The 15,352-nt window shown below is 59.3% G+C and carries 16 protein-coding genes and 3 tRNA genes; 7 read left to right on the forward strand and 12 right to left on the reverse strand.

Annotation, left to right across the window (positions count from 1 at the left end; translation table 11 throughout):
• The first annotated feature begins 14 nt into the window (after window positions 1-14).
• The 6 genes from ACRAUW_RS06480 (at window position 15) to ACRAUW_RS06505 (ending at window position 6,080) form a co-directional block, all read left to right on the forward strand.
• Window positions 15-596 (forward strand): aminodeoxychorismate synthase component II, encoded by a 582-nt coding sequence (locus ACRAUW_RS06480; protein WP_431361616.1) that lies wholly within the window; start codon window positions 15-17, stop codon window positions 594-596.
• A gap of 276 nt (window positions 597-872) precedes the next feature.
• Window positions 873-2,090 carry an aspartate aminotransferase family protein gene (locus tag ACRAUW_RS06485; RefSeq protein ID WP_431361617.1) on the forward strand — a complete coding sequence of 406 codons (1,218 nt, stop codon included), beginning with the start codon at window positions 873-875 and terminating at the stop codon, window positions 2,088-2,090.
• 76 nt (window positions 2,091-2,166) lie between these two features.
• Window positions 2,167-3,186, forward strand: coding sequence for an arginine N-succinyltransferase (gene astA, locus ACRAUW_RS06490; RefSeq protein WP_431361618.1), 1,020 nt, complete (start codon window positions 2,167-2,169; stop codon window positions 3,184-3,186).
• A gap of 72 nt (window positions 3,187-3,258) precedes the next feature.
• Window positions 3,259-4,728 (forward strand): succinylglutamate-semialdehyde dehydrogenase, encoded by a 1,470-nt coding sequence (gene astD, locus ACRAUW_RS06495; RefSeq protein ID WP_431361619.1) that lies wholly within the window; start codon window positions 3,259-3,261, stop codon window positions 4,726-4,728.
• A gap of 59 nt (window positions 4,729-4,787) precedes the next feature.
• Window positions 4,788-5,585 (forward strand): DUF1338 domain-containing protein, encoded by a 798-nt coding sequence (locus ACRAUW_RS06500; protein WP_431361620.1) that lies wholly within the window; start codon window positions 4,788-4,790, stop codon window positions 5,583-5,585.
• 234 nt (window positions 5,586-5,819) lie between these two features.
• Window positions 5,820-6,080 carry a hypothetical protein gene (locus ACRAUW_RS06505; RefSeq protein WP_431361621.1) on the forward strand — a complete coding sequence of 87 codons (261 nt, stop codon included), beginning with the start codon at window positions 5,820-5,822 and terminating at the stop codon, window positions 6,078-6,080.
• Window positions 6,081-6,161: 81 nt separating this feature from the next.
• Here the strand turns inward: ACRAUW_RS06505 and ACRAUW_RS06510 are convergent, their stop codons facing one another.
• The 9 genes from ACRAUW_RS06510 to pnuC form a co-directional block, all read right to left on the reverse strand.
• A complete protein-coding gene (locus ACRAUW_RS06510) occupies window positions 6,162-6,758 on the reverse strand; it encodes an HAD family hydrolase (RefSeq protein ID WP_431361622.1) in 597 nt (198 codons plus the stop codon).
• 62 nt (window positions 6,759-6,820) lie between these two features.
• On the reverse strand, window positions 6,821-8,452 hold the full coding sequence (locus ACRAUW_RS06515; RefSeq protein WP_431361630.1) for an alpha-glucosidase: 1,632 nt from the start codon (window positions 8,450-8,452) through the stop codon (window positions 6,821-6,823).
• Between the two features lie 200 nt (window positions 8,453-8,652).
• Entirely contained in the window at window positions 8,653-9,033 is a 381-nt protein-coding gene (locus ACRAUW_RS06520) for a DUF1622 domain-containing protein (protein ID WP_431361623.1), read from the reverse strand.
• Window positions 9,034-9,094: 61 nt separating this feature from the next.
• The gene (locus ACRAUW_RS06525) at window positions 9,095-9,832 is read right to left on the reverse strand and encodes an alpha/beta hydrolase (RefSeq protein ID WP_431361631.1); all 738 of its coding nucleotides are present in this window, start codon (window positions 9,830-9,832) and stop codon (window positions 9,095-9,097) included.
• An 18-nt stretch (window positions 9,833-9,850) separates the two neighbouring features.
• Window positions 9,851-10,015 (reverse strand): hypothetical protein, encoded by a 165-nt coding sequence (locus ACRAUW_RS06530; protein ID WP_431361624.1) that lies wholly within the window; start codon window positions 10,013-10,015, stop codon window positions 9,851-9,853.
• 87 nt (window positions 10,016-10,102) lie between these two features.
• Complete coding sequence (yqfB, locus tag ACRAUW_RS06535) at window positions 10,103-10,429, reverse strand: N(4)-acetylcytidine aminohydrolase (protein WP_431361625.1); 327 nt, start codon at window positions 10,427-10,429, stop codon at window positions 10,103-10,105.
• A 42-nt stretch (window positions 10,430-10,471) separates the two neighbouring features.
• Entirely contained in the window at window positions 10,472-11,143 is a 672-nt protein-coding gene (locus ACRAUW_RS06540; protein WP_431361626.1) for a Crp/Fnr family transcriptional regulator, read from the reverse strand.
• Between the two features lie 105 nt (window positions 11,144-11,248).
• On the reverse strand, window positions 11,249-11,974 hold the full coding sequence (locus tag ACRAUW_RS06545) for a nucleoside phosphorylase (protein ID WP_431361627.1): 726 nt from the start codon (window positions 11,972-11,974) through the stop codon (window positions 11,249-11,251).
• A 3-nt stretch (window positions 11,975-11,977) separates the two neighbouring features.
• Window positions 11,978-12,694 (reverse strand): nicotinamide riboside transporter PnuC, encoded by a 717-nt coding sequence (pnuC, locus tag ACRAUW_RS06550; protein ID WP_431361628.1) that lies wholly within the window; start codon window positions 12,692-12,694, stop codon window positions 11,978-11,980.
• A gap of 263 nt (window positions 12,695-12,957) precedes the next feature.
• On the opposite strand from pnuC, the gene ACRAUW_RS06555 reads away from it, so the two are divergent.
• Window positions 12,958-14,790 (forward strand): SLC13 family permease, encoded by a 1,833-nt coding sequence (locus tag ACRAUW_RS06555; protein ID WP_431361629.1) that lies wholly within the window; start codon window positions 12,958-12,960, stop codon window positions 14,788-14,790.
• A 218-nt stretch (window positions 14,791-15,008) separates the two neighbouring features.
• On the opposite strand, the gene ACRAUW_RS06560 is transcribed toward ACRAUW_RS06555, so the two are convergent.
• The 3 genes from ACRAUW_RS06560 to ACRAUW_RS06570 form a co-directional block, all read right to left on the reverse strand.
• Window positions 15,009-15,092: transfer RNA gene (locus ACRAUW_RS06560), tRNA-Leu, on the reverse strand.
• 8 nt (window positions 15,093-15,100) lie between these two features.
• Window positions 15,101-15,177: transfer RNA gene (locus ACRAUW_RS06565), tRNA-Met, on the reverse strand.
• 38 nt (window positions 15,178-15,215) lie between these two features.
• Window positions 15,216-15,290 (reverse strand) — tRNA-Gln (locus ACRAUW_RS06570).
• Between the last annotated feature and the right edge of the window lie 62 nt (window positions 15,291-15,352).

Here is a 15,352-nt window from a genome sequence, read left to right on the forward strand (position 1 = left end):
CTGCTGGTTATCTCATGTTGCTGTTAATTGATAACTACGATTCCTTTACTTGGAACCTGGTGCAATATTTTGGTGCGCTGGGTCAGGAGGTAGAGGTCAGACGCAATGATGAACTGACGCTGGCCGATATCGAGCAGTTATCCCCCCGTTTTCTGGTGATCTCTCCCGGTCCTTGCACGCCCAATGAGGCGGGGATCTCTCTCGATGCAATTTGCCATTTTGCTGGCAAGCTACCCATTCTCGGCGTCTGTTTAGGTCATCAGTCTCTGGCGCAGGCGTTTGGGGCCCGTGTGGTTCGCGCCCGTCAGGTGATGCATGGCAAGACTTCCCTTATTCGTCATCGCGGCGAAGGAGTATTCTGCGGCCTCAAGGATCCCCTGCGGGTCACCCGGTATCACTCGCTGGTGGTAGAGCAGGCAACGCTACCTGATTGCTTCGAGATCACCGCCTGGAGTGAGCATGTCGATGGCTCGTTTGACGAGATCATGGGGCTGCGCCACAAGACGCTCCCTATCGAGGGTGTTCAGTTCCATCCGGAGAGCATTTTGAGCGAGCAGGGCCATCAGTTGCTGGCCAACTTTCTGGCGCGTTCATAAAAAGTTGTGATCGCCTTCTCAAGTTCGAGAGAAGGCAAAAAAAATTTCCCTGACACTTTATTCACCCCCTCTCTTGCCCAAATTATCTCTTGCCAAGCCCCCCTGAGTCGTTATGCAATGCGGTTGCCTAAAATCTCAAGAGCAATCGAACATTGTTCCTTACAGGCTGTCTTGTTACAGACATTTTACTTTATTTCTGTGATAATCCCGTCACGTTTACACGGATTTAACTTTTGGGCGGTGGATTATTCTGTTGCCGAATCGAAGGAGAGCTATATGTCAGAGTTGTTGGCAGTGACACGTGAAGTGTTTGATGAAGTGATGGTTCCCAACTATGCGCCCGCCATGATCATTCCGGTGCGTGGTGAAGGGTCACGTGTCTGGGATCAGGAAGGGCGCGAGTATGTTGACTTCGCCGGTGGCATTGCCGTCAACAGTTTGGGCCACTGCCACCCCAAGCTGGTCGAGGCATTGAAAACCCAGGGCGAGAAGCTGTGGCACCTCTCCAACGTCATGACCAACGAGCCGGCCCTGCGTCTGGCCAAGAAGCTGGTCGCCGCCACCTTTGCCGACAAGGTCTACTTCTGCAACTCCGGTGCCGAAGCGAACGAAGCGGCCCTCAAGCTGGCTCGCCGCTACGCCATCGAGAAGTTTGGCGAGCAGAAGACCCAGATCATCGCCTTCAATCAGGGCTTCCACGGTCGTACCTTCTTTACCGTCAGTGTCGGTGGCCAGGCAGTTTACTCCGATGGCTTCGGGCCCAAGCCCGGTGACATTACCCATGTTCCCTATAACGATCTGGCTGCGCTGGCCGAAGTGATCTCCGACAACACCTGCGCCGTGGTGATGGAGCCGCTGCAAGGGGAGGGGGGCATCATTCGTCCTACCGACGAGTTTGCCAAAGGGGTGCGCGAGCTGTGCGACAAACACAATGCCCTGCTGGTGTATGACGAAGTGCAGTCCGGGGTCGGCAGGACCGGTGATCTCTATGCCTATATGGGTCTGGGCGTCACCCCGGACATCCTCACCAGCGCCAAGGCGCTGGGTGGCGGTTTCCCCATCGGTGCCATGCTGACCACCGAAGAGATTGCTTCTTACCTGAAAGTGGGCACTCACGGCTCTACCTACGGCGGTAACCCGCTCGCCTGTGCGGTCGCCGAAGCGGTGATCGACGTGATCAATACTCCCGAGGTGCTGGCGGGCATCAAGCAGCGTGAGCAGCTGTTTCGCGAGGGGTTCGAGGCAATCAACGCCAAATACCACTGCTTTAGCGAGATCCGCGGCAAGGGTCTGCTGCTGGGGGCGGCCCTGAGCGATGCCTACAAGGGGCGTTCCCGCGACTTCCTGCTGGCCTCCATCGAGCAGGGGCTGATGGCACTGGTGGCTGGTACCAACGTGGTCCGTTTTGCCCCTTCACTGGTGATCCCGGAAGCGGACATCAAGGAAGGGTTGGCCCGCTTCGAGAAGGCGGTTGCCCAGGTGGTTAACGCCTGATTCCAAATTGAGGTGGGGAGCTCTCCCGGCAGGAGCCGGGACCCCACCTGTCGTCAATGAAAGGGAGTTGTCATTTATGTTGGTTATCCGTCCCATCGAGCAAAAAGATTTTGCCGGGCTCAAGACCTGCGCCATCGAGTCCGGCACCGGCATGACCTCGTTGCCCGTCAACGATGAGCTGCTGCAGCGCAAGATTGACGCCTCTACCCAGACTTTTTCCGACAAGCCCGCCGGCAAGGGGGATTGCCTCTACTTCTTCGTGGCCGAGGACCTGGAGACCGGCGAGATGGTGGGGACCTGCGCCATCGAAGCTGCGGTCGGTCTCTCCCAGCCGTTTTACAACTATCACATCGGCAAGGTGGTGCACTCATCCCCCAAGCTCGGCATCTACAACGTCGTTGAAACCCTGACCCTCTCCAACGACTACACCGGCAATTCCGAGCTCTGCACCCTGTTCTTGCGCGAATGTGCCCGCGAGGGGCTCAACGGTCGTCTGCTCTCCAAGCACCGCTTCCTGTTTATGGCCGAGCACCCCGAGCTGTTTGACGAGACCGTCTTCGCCGAGATGCGAGGCGTCTCCGATGCCAACGGTCACAGCCCCTTCTACGAGTGGCTGCAAACCCATTTCTTCTCGATGGATTTTCCCACCGTCGACTATCTCACCGGCATCGGCAAGAAGCGCTTTATCGCCGAACTGATGCCCAAGTACCCCATCTATGTCAACTTGTTGAGCAAAGAGGCGCGCGCAGTCATCGGACAGACTCATGATAAGACTCGTCCAGCAATCAAGATGCTGCAGGATGAGGGATTTGTGAATCGCGACTATGTCGATATCTTCGATGCAGGGCCAGCGGTCGAGTGCGAGTTGAAGAACATCCGCAGTGTGCGTCGCAGCAAGAAGCTGCGGGTGCTGGTGGGCGAGCCCATCGGCGGCAAGACTCACCTTATTTGCAACAGCCGTTTCGAGCATTACCGCGCCTGCTACGGCAATATCCGGGTCGATCTCGACAAGCACGAGGCCATTATTCCGCCCAAGATGGCGGCGGCCCTCAAGGTGCAGGATGGCGACATGGTGCGGGTGGTTGATCTCGACTGAGGCAGACAGAGCAAGCATATCAATTTTCAGACAGGCAGCCGAGGCTGCCTGTCAGCGACAGGGAGTGAATGGATGAGCCAGTCAGTACAATTTATCGATGGTCAATGGCTTGCCGGTGAAGGTAAGCCGTTCGAGTCACGGGATCCGGCCAAGAACGAGGTGATCTGGCAGGGGGCTGCCGCCAGCGCGGCGCAAGTGGATGCCGCCGTCAAGGCCGCCCGTGCCGCCTTCTACCACTGGGCGGACATGAGCCTTGAGGATCGCCTGGCCATAGTGCGTCGTTATGCCGACCTGCTCGGCGAGCAGAAAGAGGCACTGGCCCTGACCATCGCCCGCGAAACCGGCAAACCGCTGTGGGAGACCCGCACCGAAGTGGCCGCCATGCAGGGCAAGATTGCCATCTCCATCCGTGCCCACGACGAGCGCACCGGCACCGTTGAAAATGCCATGCCGGGCGCCAAGGCGTTTGTCCATCACAAGCCCCACGGTGTGGTGGCGGTGTTCGGCCCCTACAACTTCCCGGGCCATCTGCCCAACGGCCATATAGTCCCAGCACTGATTGCGGGTAACGCCGTGGTGTTCAAACCCTCCGAGCTGACCCCCATGGTGGCCGAAGCCATGGTCAAGGTGTGGCAGGAGGCTGGGCTGCCCAAGGGAGTGCTTAATCTGGTGCAAGGGGAGGTCGAGACCGGCAAGGCGCTGGCGGGCAATCCCGACATCGACGGCCTCTTCTTTACCGGCTCCTCCCGCACCGGCCATTTCCTCCATCAGCAGTTTGCCGGTCAGCCGGGCAAAATTTTGGCGCTGGAGATGGGTGGCAACAACCCGCTGATCGTGAAAGACGTGAGCGACATCGATGGCGCCGTCCATGCCATCGTCCAGTCGGCGTTTATCACCTCCGGTCAGCGCTGCACCTGCTCCCGCCGCCTGTTTGTCGAGCGCGGTGAGCGGGGCGATGCCCTGGTCAAGCGACTGATCGAGGTAGTTAGCCAGATCCGGGTCGGTCTCTATGACGCTGCCGAGCAGCCGTTCATGGGCTCGATGATAAGCGAGAAGGCTGCGATTGGCATGGTTGAGGCGCAAGTTAACCTGCAACAGCTGGGCGGCGAAAGCCTGCTTACCCTCAAGCACCTGGAGGCGGGTACCGGCTTTGTCTCCCCGGGCATTATCGACGTGACCTCAGTCAGCGCGCTGCCGGACGAAGAGTACTTCGGCCCGCTGCTGCAACTCATTCGTTACGATGATTTCGATGCCGCCATCGACCAAGGCAACGCCACCCGCTACGGTCTCTCGGCCGGTTTGCTGGGGGACAAGGAGGCGGACTGGCACCACTTCTTCAAGCGGATCCGCGCCGGTATCGTCAACTGGAACAAGCCTATCACCGGTGCCTCCAGTGCCGCGCCGTTTGGGGGCGTGGGTGCCTCCGGCAACCACAGAGCGAGCGCCTACTACGCTGCTGACTATTGTGCGTATCCAGTTGCCTCTGTCGAAGACAGCAAGGCCGCCATGCCGGATCAACTGTCGCCCGGCCTGCGCTTCTGATAATGACACGGGGCATCCAGCGGTGCCCCCATCTGTACCCGCAATCAAAGGAAAGAGAGATGCAAAAGGATATCGACACCCTGTTCAGTCATCTGTGGGACAACTACATCAAGGTGACCCCGAGCGCCCTTAAAGTGCATGCCCTGCTGGGGGGCGGTGAGCCCATCGTCAACGATCACGTGGCGTTTCGTACCTACAACCTGCCCAAGCTGGGGCTGGAGAAGCTGGCCGCTCACTTCCTGGCGCTCGGTTACGAGCAGAAGGGCGAGTACGTTTTCAAGGCCAAGAAGCTCTATGCCAAGCACTTTGAGCATCAGGATCCGGACGCTCCCAAGGTGTTTATCAGTGAGCTGAAGGTGGAAGAGCTCTCTCCGGCTGCCCAGTCCATCATCCACAAGCTGGCGGATCAGGTGCCCGATCATCTGACCGATACCCCGGCATTTCTCTACACCGGCGCCCCCTGGCAGGTCTCCTATGCCGATTACCAGACTCTGCTGGCGGAGAGCGAGTACGCGGCATGGATGGCAGCCTGGGGCTATCGTGCCAACCACTTCACGGTCAATATCAACAAGTTGAAGGATTTTGACACCATCCATCAGGTCAATGCGGCGCTGAAGGCGGCGGGTTTCGTGCTCAACAGCGTGGGTGGCGAGGTGAAAGGGGACCCGCAGGTGATGCTGGAGCAATCCTCCACCATGGCGGACAAAGCCGAGGTGCCGTTCAGCGATGGGGTGCGTACCATCCCGAGCTGCTTCTACGAGTTTGCCCTGCGCTATCCGCAGGCCGATGGCGTGCTCTATCCGGGCTTTGTCGAGGCCTCGGCGGACAAGATCTTCGAATCGACGAATGTCATGTAATGGGAGCCACCCTGTTTCAGTCGCAGCGCCTCCTTTGTGGAGGCGTTTTGTTTGGCGCCGAGTGACGGTATCGGGTGTTGTCTGACACCGCGTAAAGAGGGGGTTTGGACGGAGCCTAACAGGTAAAGGTTTGTTGATAAAAATGTGAACAATATCACTTTAGGCGACACGGATTGACGCTGGCGGCGGAGCAAAAAGGAGTAGAATGGCGCTTTATTTTTACGGGGCCAATCGATGCCTAACTATCACTTTTTCAAGCAGGGTCAGGCGCTTACCTATCTAGATGCCAATGCTCCCAGCTATAGCGATGAGCGTCGTCAACTGGTCGAACAGGGATTTGCCGCCATCGCCGCCCCCACCTTTGCAGATACCCCGGCCGAAGCCCTTGAGCTGCTTCGCACTCATCAGGCACTACAGGATGAGGCGCAGGCTAACGCCCTTTGTCTGACGGTTGCCGCTATTCCGGCGGTGATCTCAACTCTGTCTGGGCACTGACGCTGCCGCCAAGCTCACGTAAAAAAATGGTGCCACTGTGATGGCACCATCCTATCGGTTTGCCTGCTTGCCCTGAGCCGTTTAGCGCTGGTGCAGGTCACCTTCGATAACCAGCACGGTATCCATTCCTGCCGCCTTGCCTGCCTCAAGCCCGATCCGGGTATCTTCAAACACCAGACAGTTGGCCGGATTAGCGCCGAGCAGCTCGGCCACCCGCAAAAAGGTGTCGGGGTGCGGTTTGTGGTTGGTGACATCATCGGCACTGACCACCACCGAGATATAGGCATCGAGCCCGGTACTTTTGAGGATGGAGTCCGCCTGATTGCGCGGTGAGCCGGTGCCAATCCCCATCTTGACCTTGCCGTGATAGTGCCTGACCAGCTCCCACATCTGGGAAAAGACGCTGACCTTGTCGATATGTGCCATATAGAGGGCAATCTTGCGGCGGGTAAAGGCCTCGACATCCACCGTCAGCCCCTGCTGCTCGGCCAGCATGGCGATGATCTTGCGGGTGGGAATGCCGCCGTACTGATAGAGCTGTTCCCGCTCGAAAGGGATGCCGAATTCGGCGCAGGTGAGCTCCCAGGCATCCAGATGAAGGGGCATGGAATCTACCAAAGTGCCATCCATATCGAAAATCAGGGCATCGTAGTGATCAAACCGGTTCTGCTCGCTCATGGGGACTCCTTGGTTAAATAGGGCAGGTTAGCAGATAGGGTGTGGCACATCGACACAGCAGATCAACCGGCTAGCCATACTGCACACTGATAAGGGGCAAACTGCGGGGTAGGCTGGCCGGGGTAGTTGCCTATCAGCAATCGCATCTCATCTGCCACCTTGTCGAAGTGGGGCATCGGCAAGGGGTTCGCCGTGAGATTGGCGAGCAGCAGCAGGGTGTGCCGCTCTCCGCTGGCCGGATCCAGCCAGTGGCGGCGATAGCCGATACGATCTGGGTCATCTCCATCCAGCAGCTCGAAGTCGCCGTGGCAAATGACGGGGTGAGCCTTGCGCAGGGCGATGAGCTGGCGATAGCAGTGAAACGGCGAGTCGGGGCGGGCCAGCTGCTCGTTAGCATTTATCTCAACGTGGTTTTCATTGAGGGCAATCCAGGGTGTGGCCGTGCTGAAACTGGCGTGGGGGCCAGCGTCCCACTGCATCGGGGTACGGGCGTTGTCGCGGCCGATGGCATCGAGCCGCCGACTCAGCTCGGCAGGATCCAGCCCTGACTGGCTGGCGCGGTAGTTGATGGCCTCCACATCGCGCAGCTCGTCCGGCTGCCAGTGGCGGTTGGTCATGGCCAGCTCCTCCCCCTGATAGATGAAGGGAGTGCCCTGCATCAGGTGCAGCACCATGGCCCACAGTTTGGCGCTGGTTTCCCGCCACTCGGGTCTGTCATCGCCAAAGCGGGAGACGGCGCGGGGCAGGTCGTGGTTATTCAGAAACAGGCTGTTCCAGCCACGCCCATGTAGCCCTTGCTGGTGGCGGGCCATGGCTCGCTTGAAGGTGAGGGGATCAAAGCGGGATGACCACTTGTCACTGCCCAGCCCCAGATGCTCGAAGTTGAACACCATGCTGAACTCGCTGCCGTTGTGGTTCGAATAGTTCTGCATATGGGCGAGATCGGCCCCCCAGGTCTCCCCCACAGTGATGATCCCCTTGCCGCCGAAGCTCGCGGCATTGAGCTCGCGGATATAGTCGTGCAGGCGCGGGCCATTGCTCATGGCAAGCCGGTCCCACTCCTTGCTCACCATATCGATCACATCAAAGCGAAATCCCTTGATCCCTTTGCCCAGCCAGAAGTTGATCACCTCTGCCATTTCGGCCCGCACCGCCGGGTTGTCCCAGTCCAGATCGGCCTGACTGGGATCGAAGTTATGCAGGTAGTAGCGATCAAGCGCTGGCACATATTGCCAGCCGCTGCCGCCAAAAATCGAGGTAATGGGGTGGGCGTCGACGAAGGCTTGATCCCGGAATACGTAATAACCCTGATAGCGGGGATCGCCGGCCAGCGCCTTTATAAACCACTCATGCTCGGTGGAGGTGTGGTTGGCGACAATATCCATCATAAGGCCGATGCCACGCTCCCTTGCCTCTGCGATCAGTGCTTCCATCTCGGCCAGGGTGCCGAAGGCGGGGTCGATGGCACGGTAGTCCGCCACATCGTAGCCGTTGTCCCGCTTGGGGGAGCGATAGATGGGGGTGAGCCAGAGCATATCGACCCCGAGGGTGGCCAGATAACCGAGGCGCTGACGGATGCCGTTGATATCGCCCATTCCGTCGCCATCGCTGTCCTGAAAACTCATGGGGTAGATCTGGTAGATGACGCAGCTATCGAGGTCGATATCGGGCGTGTGGAGGGGTTGCGGGTTCATCAGCTTGGCCGGTTGGGGGAGGAGGCTTTCCATCTTACGCAGATGAGCGAGCAGTCAACAGAGCAGGGGAAGCCTTGAAAAGGGTTCCATTGTTGGCTGATTACCAAAAGTGCGGGAAGGGTCACAAAGGTGCCATCCCAAGCCACGGCTGTGGTCGGGATGGCACGGCACTTAGCGCTGATACTCTGCAAGAATATTGGTTATTGAGTAGCCTTGGCCTGCTCGCTGCGCTGCTCCTGCTGGCGTTCCGCTTGTGCTTCCAGCTCCTTTCCGAGGAAGTAGTTCAGGAAGGTGCGGATCACCGCGATGATGGCAAGGCGGATCAGCTCCTCCTTGCTCGGTGCGACCGTGGTGGCCAGGATGTCGGCGGCCAGCTGGAACTCCAGCGCCAGAATGAGCCAACTGCCAAAGCAGAGACGAATGCGCGGAAAGCCGGGCTGGTGATCCCGCACTCTTGCCGCCAGCCAGAGGGTCTTGCCAAGCCCTATCACCACACAGGCGATGGAGATGATCTCCAGCAGCAGCTGGAACAGCTCGACCCCGTGCATCATCCCCTCTTTCAGGCTCGCTATCTCAAACACTCGGGTCACCTCCCTGATTCAAAAGAGGACACTATTAACACATCGCTCGGTAAAGGCCAAATCAGAGTCTCCTGATAAGCAATGAGAGCTGTTCAATGAGCTGACGCGCCGCGGGGCTGACTCTGGCCAGTTGGAAGAAGCCGTGTATAACACCCAGTTGCCGCTGACAGGTAGCCGTGACTCCGGCTTGCAGTAGTTTGCGATAGAGGGCTTCCCCTTCATCGCGCAGCGGATCATATTCCGCCGTTACGATATGGGTCGGCGGCAATCCTGACAGGGCATGATGGTGGAGAGGGCTAGCTTCGGGGTGAGTGACGGGTAGCTCGCCCAGATAGGCGTGAAAACCGCTTAACAGCATGTCGCGGGTGATGAGGTAGTCATCCCCTAGCTGCCGATAGCTGTCACTGTCGCCAGCAGCATCGAGCATCGGATAGATGAGCAGTTGGGCAGCAGGCAAGGGGGCGCCTCGCTCCTTGAGTCGCAAGGTGGTGATCAGGGCTAGGTGGCCGCCAGCACTGTCGCCCGCAAGGGCAATCCTTGCCGGATCCCCATGCCATTTCTCCACATCGGCCATGATGGCGAGCGTAGCAGCCAGTGCGTCGTCGTGTGCTGCAGGATAGGTGTGTTCAGGGGCAAGGCGGGTATGTACCGCGAACACCAGTGCTTCGGTGCGATTGCACAGCATCCGCATCTGGCGGTCGTGGGTGTCGAACTCGCCACTGACAAAACAGCCGCCATGAAAGTAGATCAGGGCCGGATGGCTTGCACTTGAGGTGGACGCTGGCTGATAGAGGCGAATGGAATAATGGCCATTTTGTCACTCTTCGACAGCGCCAACCTCTTCCCGTTCACCGCCCAATATGGCTGAAGCAAGATAGCCTTCACGCCGCTCCTGCCAGCTAAGGCTACTCGCCTTGGGGCGGCCTGCGGCAATGAACTCTGCCACCATGGCCGCAATGGCCGGTTCAAGTTGTGTATCCATAACGCACCAATATCTGTATATAAAAACAGTTATTTTGCGCCTTTAGCCAGAGAGCGCAACCGGTGTTAGCAGAGGCAGCTCACAAAATCAGACTTCAAGCAGCTGGAATTCAATCACATAGAGCGGCGGCAGATCGGGGTAGATATCGCGGATCACCTGTTTGAGCTCGGGGAGGGTCATGTTCTCCTGACGGGCATGCTCGTCATTCAGGTCATCGAAGGCTACTTCGTTGACGGAGATCACCTCGATGGTGCCAAAGGGCTGGTGTTCCGGGTTGGTGAACAGCGCCAGCCGCTGGCCGGGCTGCCAGTTGGCCTCGCTCTCGTCGCGGATGGTGATGGTCTTGAGGCCCGCCTGAATGTCGGCAACGAAGCGGCTGAAGAAGGTGAATTCGGGATAGGGATGGGCAGACATGGTGACTCCTGACAGGGTGAATCGAAATGGGATGAATGGAAATCAAAGATCGAGATAGGCGCGCAGCCTGGCCAGATCGGCGATAACGGGGCCTTCGCTGCCGTCGGCAACTATGCCCTGTTCGACCAGCTCCTTGAGGGCGCGGCGGTAAACCCGTTCTGTGGTACCAAAGCGGGCCGCCTCATGGGCTCGCTTGCGTGACCCCAGCATGGGGGTGCGCTGGCGTTCTCGCCACAGCTCATAGGCGATGTTGTAGGCGATGGGGTGGAGCAGCCGGCTGGTGGTTATCTCCAGCGTATCGAGATAGTCGCTGGCAAGCGCTGCGGCAAAGAACAGGGTCAACTCGGGCTCGGCCAGCAGCCGCTGAGCCAGCTTGTGGGCGCAGATGACCCGGGCATCCAATTCGGTCTCGGCCACCACGTTCCACTGCACCGGCGTGGCGCTGAAGAACTCCATTTCGCCGAAGATCTGGCTGTGACACTCAATCTCGCCAAGCTGGAAGCGGCGGCCAGAGTGTACCGTGCTGTTGAGGGAGACCCGGCCATGTTCGACCAGATAGAGCTGCTCGCTCTGCTCCCCCTGGCGCATGATCAATTCGCCCGGCAGGTAGCGGCGCAGAAACAGGGTGCACGCTTCCAGCGCCGCGGCAAAGCGGGGTTCCAGTTTGGCGAGTTCGGCGTGAAAACGGCCGAGGGGATAGGGCTGTTGCTGCATGACTTGCCTGTCGCACCGGATGACGAGGGCCATGAGGCTAGCAAGAGTGCGGGCCGGATACCAGCCCGCACGGTAGCGGATGTGCCGCAGTTAACGGTTTGCGCTTTATTGCACCAGAGCGTGGAGGGCGGCGGCGATGGCTTGCTGCTCACCGGCCATCATCGCCTGTTCGGCGCTGGCGTAATCCGCCACCCCTTGTTGCACATCCTGCTCGAACAGCACCACGTTGCAGAGCACGGCGGCGACCCGCACCTTGCGCAGGCGACCCACGGTCAGCAGGGAGGCGGTCTCCATGTCAGCGCCGAGCACGCCACGGGCATGCCAGTAGCGGCACACCTCCTGCTCGTCATCCCGATAGAAGCTGTCGTGGGAGCGTACCAGCCCGTGCCAATGAGGCTGGCTGCTAGTGGCCACATGGTTGAGCAGGGCCGCTTGCAGCCAGATATCGGCGCAGGCGGGGTACTCGGCGGGCAGATAGGCCTGTGAGGCCCCCTCATTGCGTACCGCCCCTTCCACCACGATAAGGTCGCCAAGGCAGATGTCGTGCTGCAGGGCACCGGCGGAGCCGACCCGAATGAGCGAGTTGGCACCGGCTTGCACTAGCTCCTCCAGCGCGATGACGGCGGAGGCGCCGCCGATGCCGGTGCTGCAGACCGTGATGGGCAGCCCCTGATAGTGGCCGTTGATGAGGCGAAACTCCCGGTTTTGCCCCAGCTCCTCACACTGTTCGAGCTGGCTGGCGATGCGATCGACCCGGGCCGGGTCGCCGCACAGTACCACCCGCTCGGCAATCTGGTCGGGGCGGCACTGAAGATGGGGTAACAGACTCATGGCTTACAGACCTTGTGGCTTGCGCTTGGCGGCAATCACCCAGAGGCGGGTGCCGTTGGCGGCGATAAACAGCAGGATCAGGTATTCAAGCGACATGGCGTAGACGCCCTGCGCGGCATAGACACCGATGCTGATGATGTTGATGACCACCCAGAGGATCCAGTTCTCCACGTATTTGCGGGTCATCAGGATCTGGGCGACCACCGAGAGCACCGTCATGCTGGCATCCCAGAAGGGGAAGGCATCGGGGGAGGGCTCGGGGATGGCAAGGTTGGCACCAAACAGGTTGAGCAGGGAGACCGAGGTGCGTGCCAGGGTGGCGAAGACCGGGTCGATATAGCGGGTCAGCAGAGCGATGGCCAGCACGCTCACCACAGCAGTGACGATGAGCTTGGATTTGCTGAGCCAGCGGATCTGCAGGGTATCCCCCTGATCGTTGGCCGGGCGGGTCCAGGCGTACCAGCCGTAGACGTTGGCGCAGAAGAAGAACAGCTGCAACATCAACAGTCCGTAGAGCTGGATCTGGAAGAAGATGATGGCAAACAGGCTGACGTTGATCAGACCGAACAGGTAGTTGATGGTCTTCTCCTGACTGGCAAACCAGATGCAGGCCAGCCCAAACAGGGTGCCGATGGCTTCAATCCATGACATGGCATAGCCGCCACCCAGCGGTATGGTCACTAGCGTGTTATTGATGCTGAACAGCTCGAATATGCTCATTTTCTGATCCTTGGGCATGAGGGTTAGTATGCGAGGGCGCCATTCTAAGGGGTGAGGGGGAGGAGGGGCAGGACTTTTGTCCGCCCCGGGCTTGGCCCATATCAAAGAAATCGCCGCTGCAGCCCGGTTATTCCAGCAGTGATGGGTTATGGGGCCCCGGCGGGCCGGACTTTATTGATATGTAGCAAGATGATAGCGCCGTGGCTGTGGTCTGATAGAGTCCACTCTCCGGGAGGAGAATCACGTGATAAAAGGAGGTTGCATTGAATTCCGAGCTTGTCTGGGTGCTCTGTCTGCTGGCTGGCGCCATCTATCTCTTCATGACCAACAAGGTGCGCATGGACGTGGTCGCCCTGTTGATCATTATCCTCTTTGTGCTGAGCGGCACCCTCACCCTGCCGGAGGCGCTGGCGGGCTTTAGCGATCCCAACGTCATTCTGATAGCCGCCCTGTTTGTGGTGGGTGAGGGGCTGGTGCGCACCGGCATCGCCTATCAGGTGGGGGATGCATTGGTGAAGGTGGCGGGCAGCAGCGAGACCAAGCTGCTGGTGTTGCTGATGGTGGCGGTGGCGAGTCTGGGGGCTGTGATGAGCAGCACCGGGGTGGTGGCCATCTTTATCCCGGTGGTGCTGAGCGTGGCGAACCGGATGGGGATCCCGGCCGGTCGCCTGATGATGCCCCTCGGTTTTGCCGGGCTGATCAGCGGCATGATGACGCTGGTGGCCACGCCCCCCAACATGGTGGTCAACAGCGAGCTGATGCGCCACGGCATTCACGGCTTCGGGTTTTTCGATTTCACCCCCATGGGCGTGCTGATCCTGGGGCTGGGCATCCTCTACATGCTGCTGGTGCGCGGCTCCCTGGTGGGTGAAGGGGAAGAGGGCAAAGGCAAGTCGACCGGGCGCCGCACCCTGCGCGATCTCATCCGAGACTACCGACTGGCCGGTCGGGCCCGTCGTCTGGCGCTGCGGCCGGACTCCCCGCTGATTGGTCACACCCTGGACGAACTGCAACTGCGTGCCCGTTATGGTGCCCACGTCATCGGGGTGGAGCGCTGGCGCAAGTTTCGCCGGGTGATGGTGCCGGTGTCGGGGATCAGTGAATTTCAGGCCAAGGATGTGCTGCTGATCGACATGTCAGACCCCGAGGTGGATGTGCGGGCGTTTTGCACCGAGGCGCGGCTCGAACCCATGATCCTGCGCGGGGAGTACTTCTCCGATCAGGCGCGGGAGGTAGGGATGGCCGAGGTGTCGCTTATTCCCGAGTCGAGCCTGCTTGGTAAAAGCGTGCGTGAGGTGACCTTCCGCTCCAGCTATGGCCTGAGTGTGGTGGGGCTGCGCCGCGATGGTGAAGCGCTGGCAGGCAAGCTGGTGGACGAGCCGCTGCAGATGGGCGACACCCTGCTGGTGGTAGGGAACTGGAGCCACATCAGACAGTTGCAGACCCATAGCCGCGACTTTCTGCTGATGGGGCTGCCCGCTGAGGTGGACGAGATGGCCCCCGCCCGCAGTCAGGCCATTCACGCCCTCTTTTGTCTTGGAGTGATGATCCTGCTGATGGTGACCGACCCGGTGCCCAACGTGATTGCCGCGCTGATCGCCTGTCTGCTGATGGGCAAGTTTCGCTGCATCGACATGGAGAGCGCCTACAAGTCGATCCACTGGCCGACCCTGATCCTCATCGTAGGCATGCTCCCCTTTGCGCTGGCGCTGCAAAAAACCGGCGGGGTGGATCTGATCGTCGGTGGTCTGATCAATGCGGTGGGGGAGATGGGGCCGCGGGTGATGCTGGCCAGTCTGTTTGCCCTTTGCGCCGTGATCGGGCTCTTTATCTCCAACACCGCCACCGCAGTGCTGATGGCGCCCATTGCGCTGGGCACGGCGCAGCAGATGGGAGTCTCGCCCTATCCGTTTGCCATGACCATTGCCATCGCCGCCTCGGCCGCTTTTATGACGCCGGTCTCGTCACCGGTGAATACCCTGGTATTGGGGCCGGGCAACTACAAGTTTGCCGATTTTATCCGTATCGGGGTGCCATTCACCCTGTTGGTGATGGCGGTGAGCGTGGTAGCGATCCCCTGGTTCTTCCCGTTCTGATAACCGGGATGATAAATGTGTGCACCAGCGGCCTGCGGGCCGCTTTTTTATAGTCGTGAGACGAGATGGGCAAGGCGTGTTCGGAATCAGTGGAGAGTGACGTGAATGGGAATTAACGTGGTGATGGGTTAATAGAGGCGCGAGAGAAAAACTGGGGAGAGGCAAATTTCAGATACAAAAAAACCAGCGTGAGCTGGTCTGTTTGGTACTGCTATTAATGGTGCGGAAGGAGAGACTCGAACTCTCACGCCTAGGGCGCCAGAACCTAAATCTGGTGCGTCTACCAATTTCGCCACTTCCGCAATATTAATGGTGGCTATGACGGGATTCGAACCTGTGACCCCCGCATTATGAGTGCGATGCTCTAACCAACTGAGCTACATAGCCGTTTGTTATCAACCACAAGGTGGAAGAGAACAGAAAAATGGCTGGGGTACTAGGATTCGAACCTAGGGATGGCGAGATCAAAACCCGCTGCCTTACCGCTTGGCGATACCCCAACAGAAATAATGGTGGCTATGACGGGATTCGAACCTGTGACCCCCGCATTATGAGTGCGATG

It is taken from the genome of Aeromonas sp. (genome assembly GCF_050633025.1).
GTDB lineage: Bacteria > Pseudomonadota > Gammaproteobacteria > Enterobacterales > Aeromonadaceae > Aeromonas.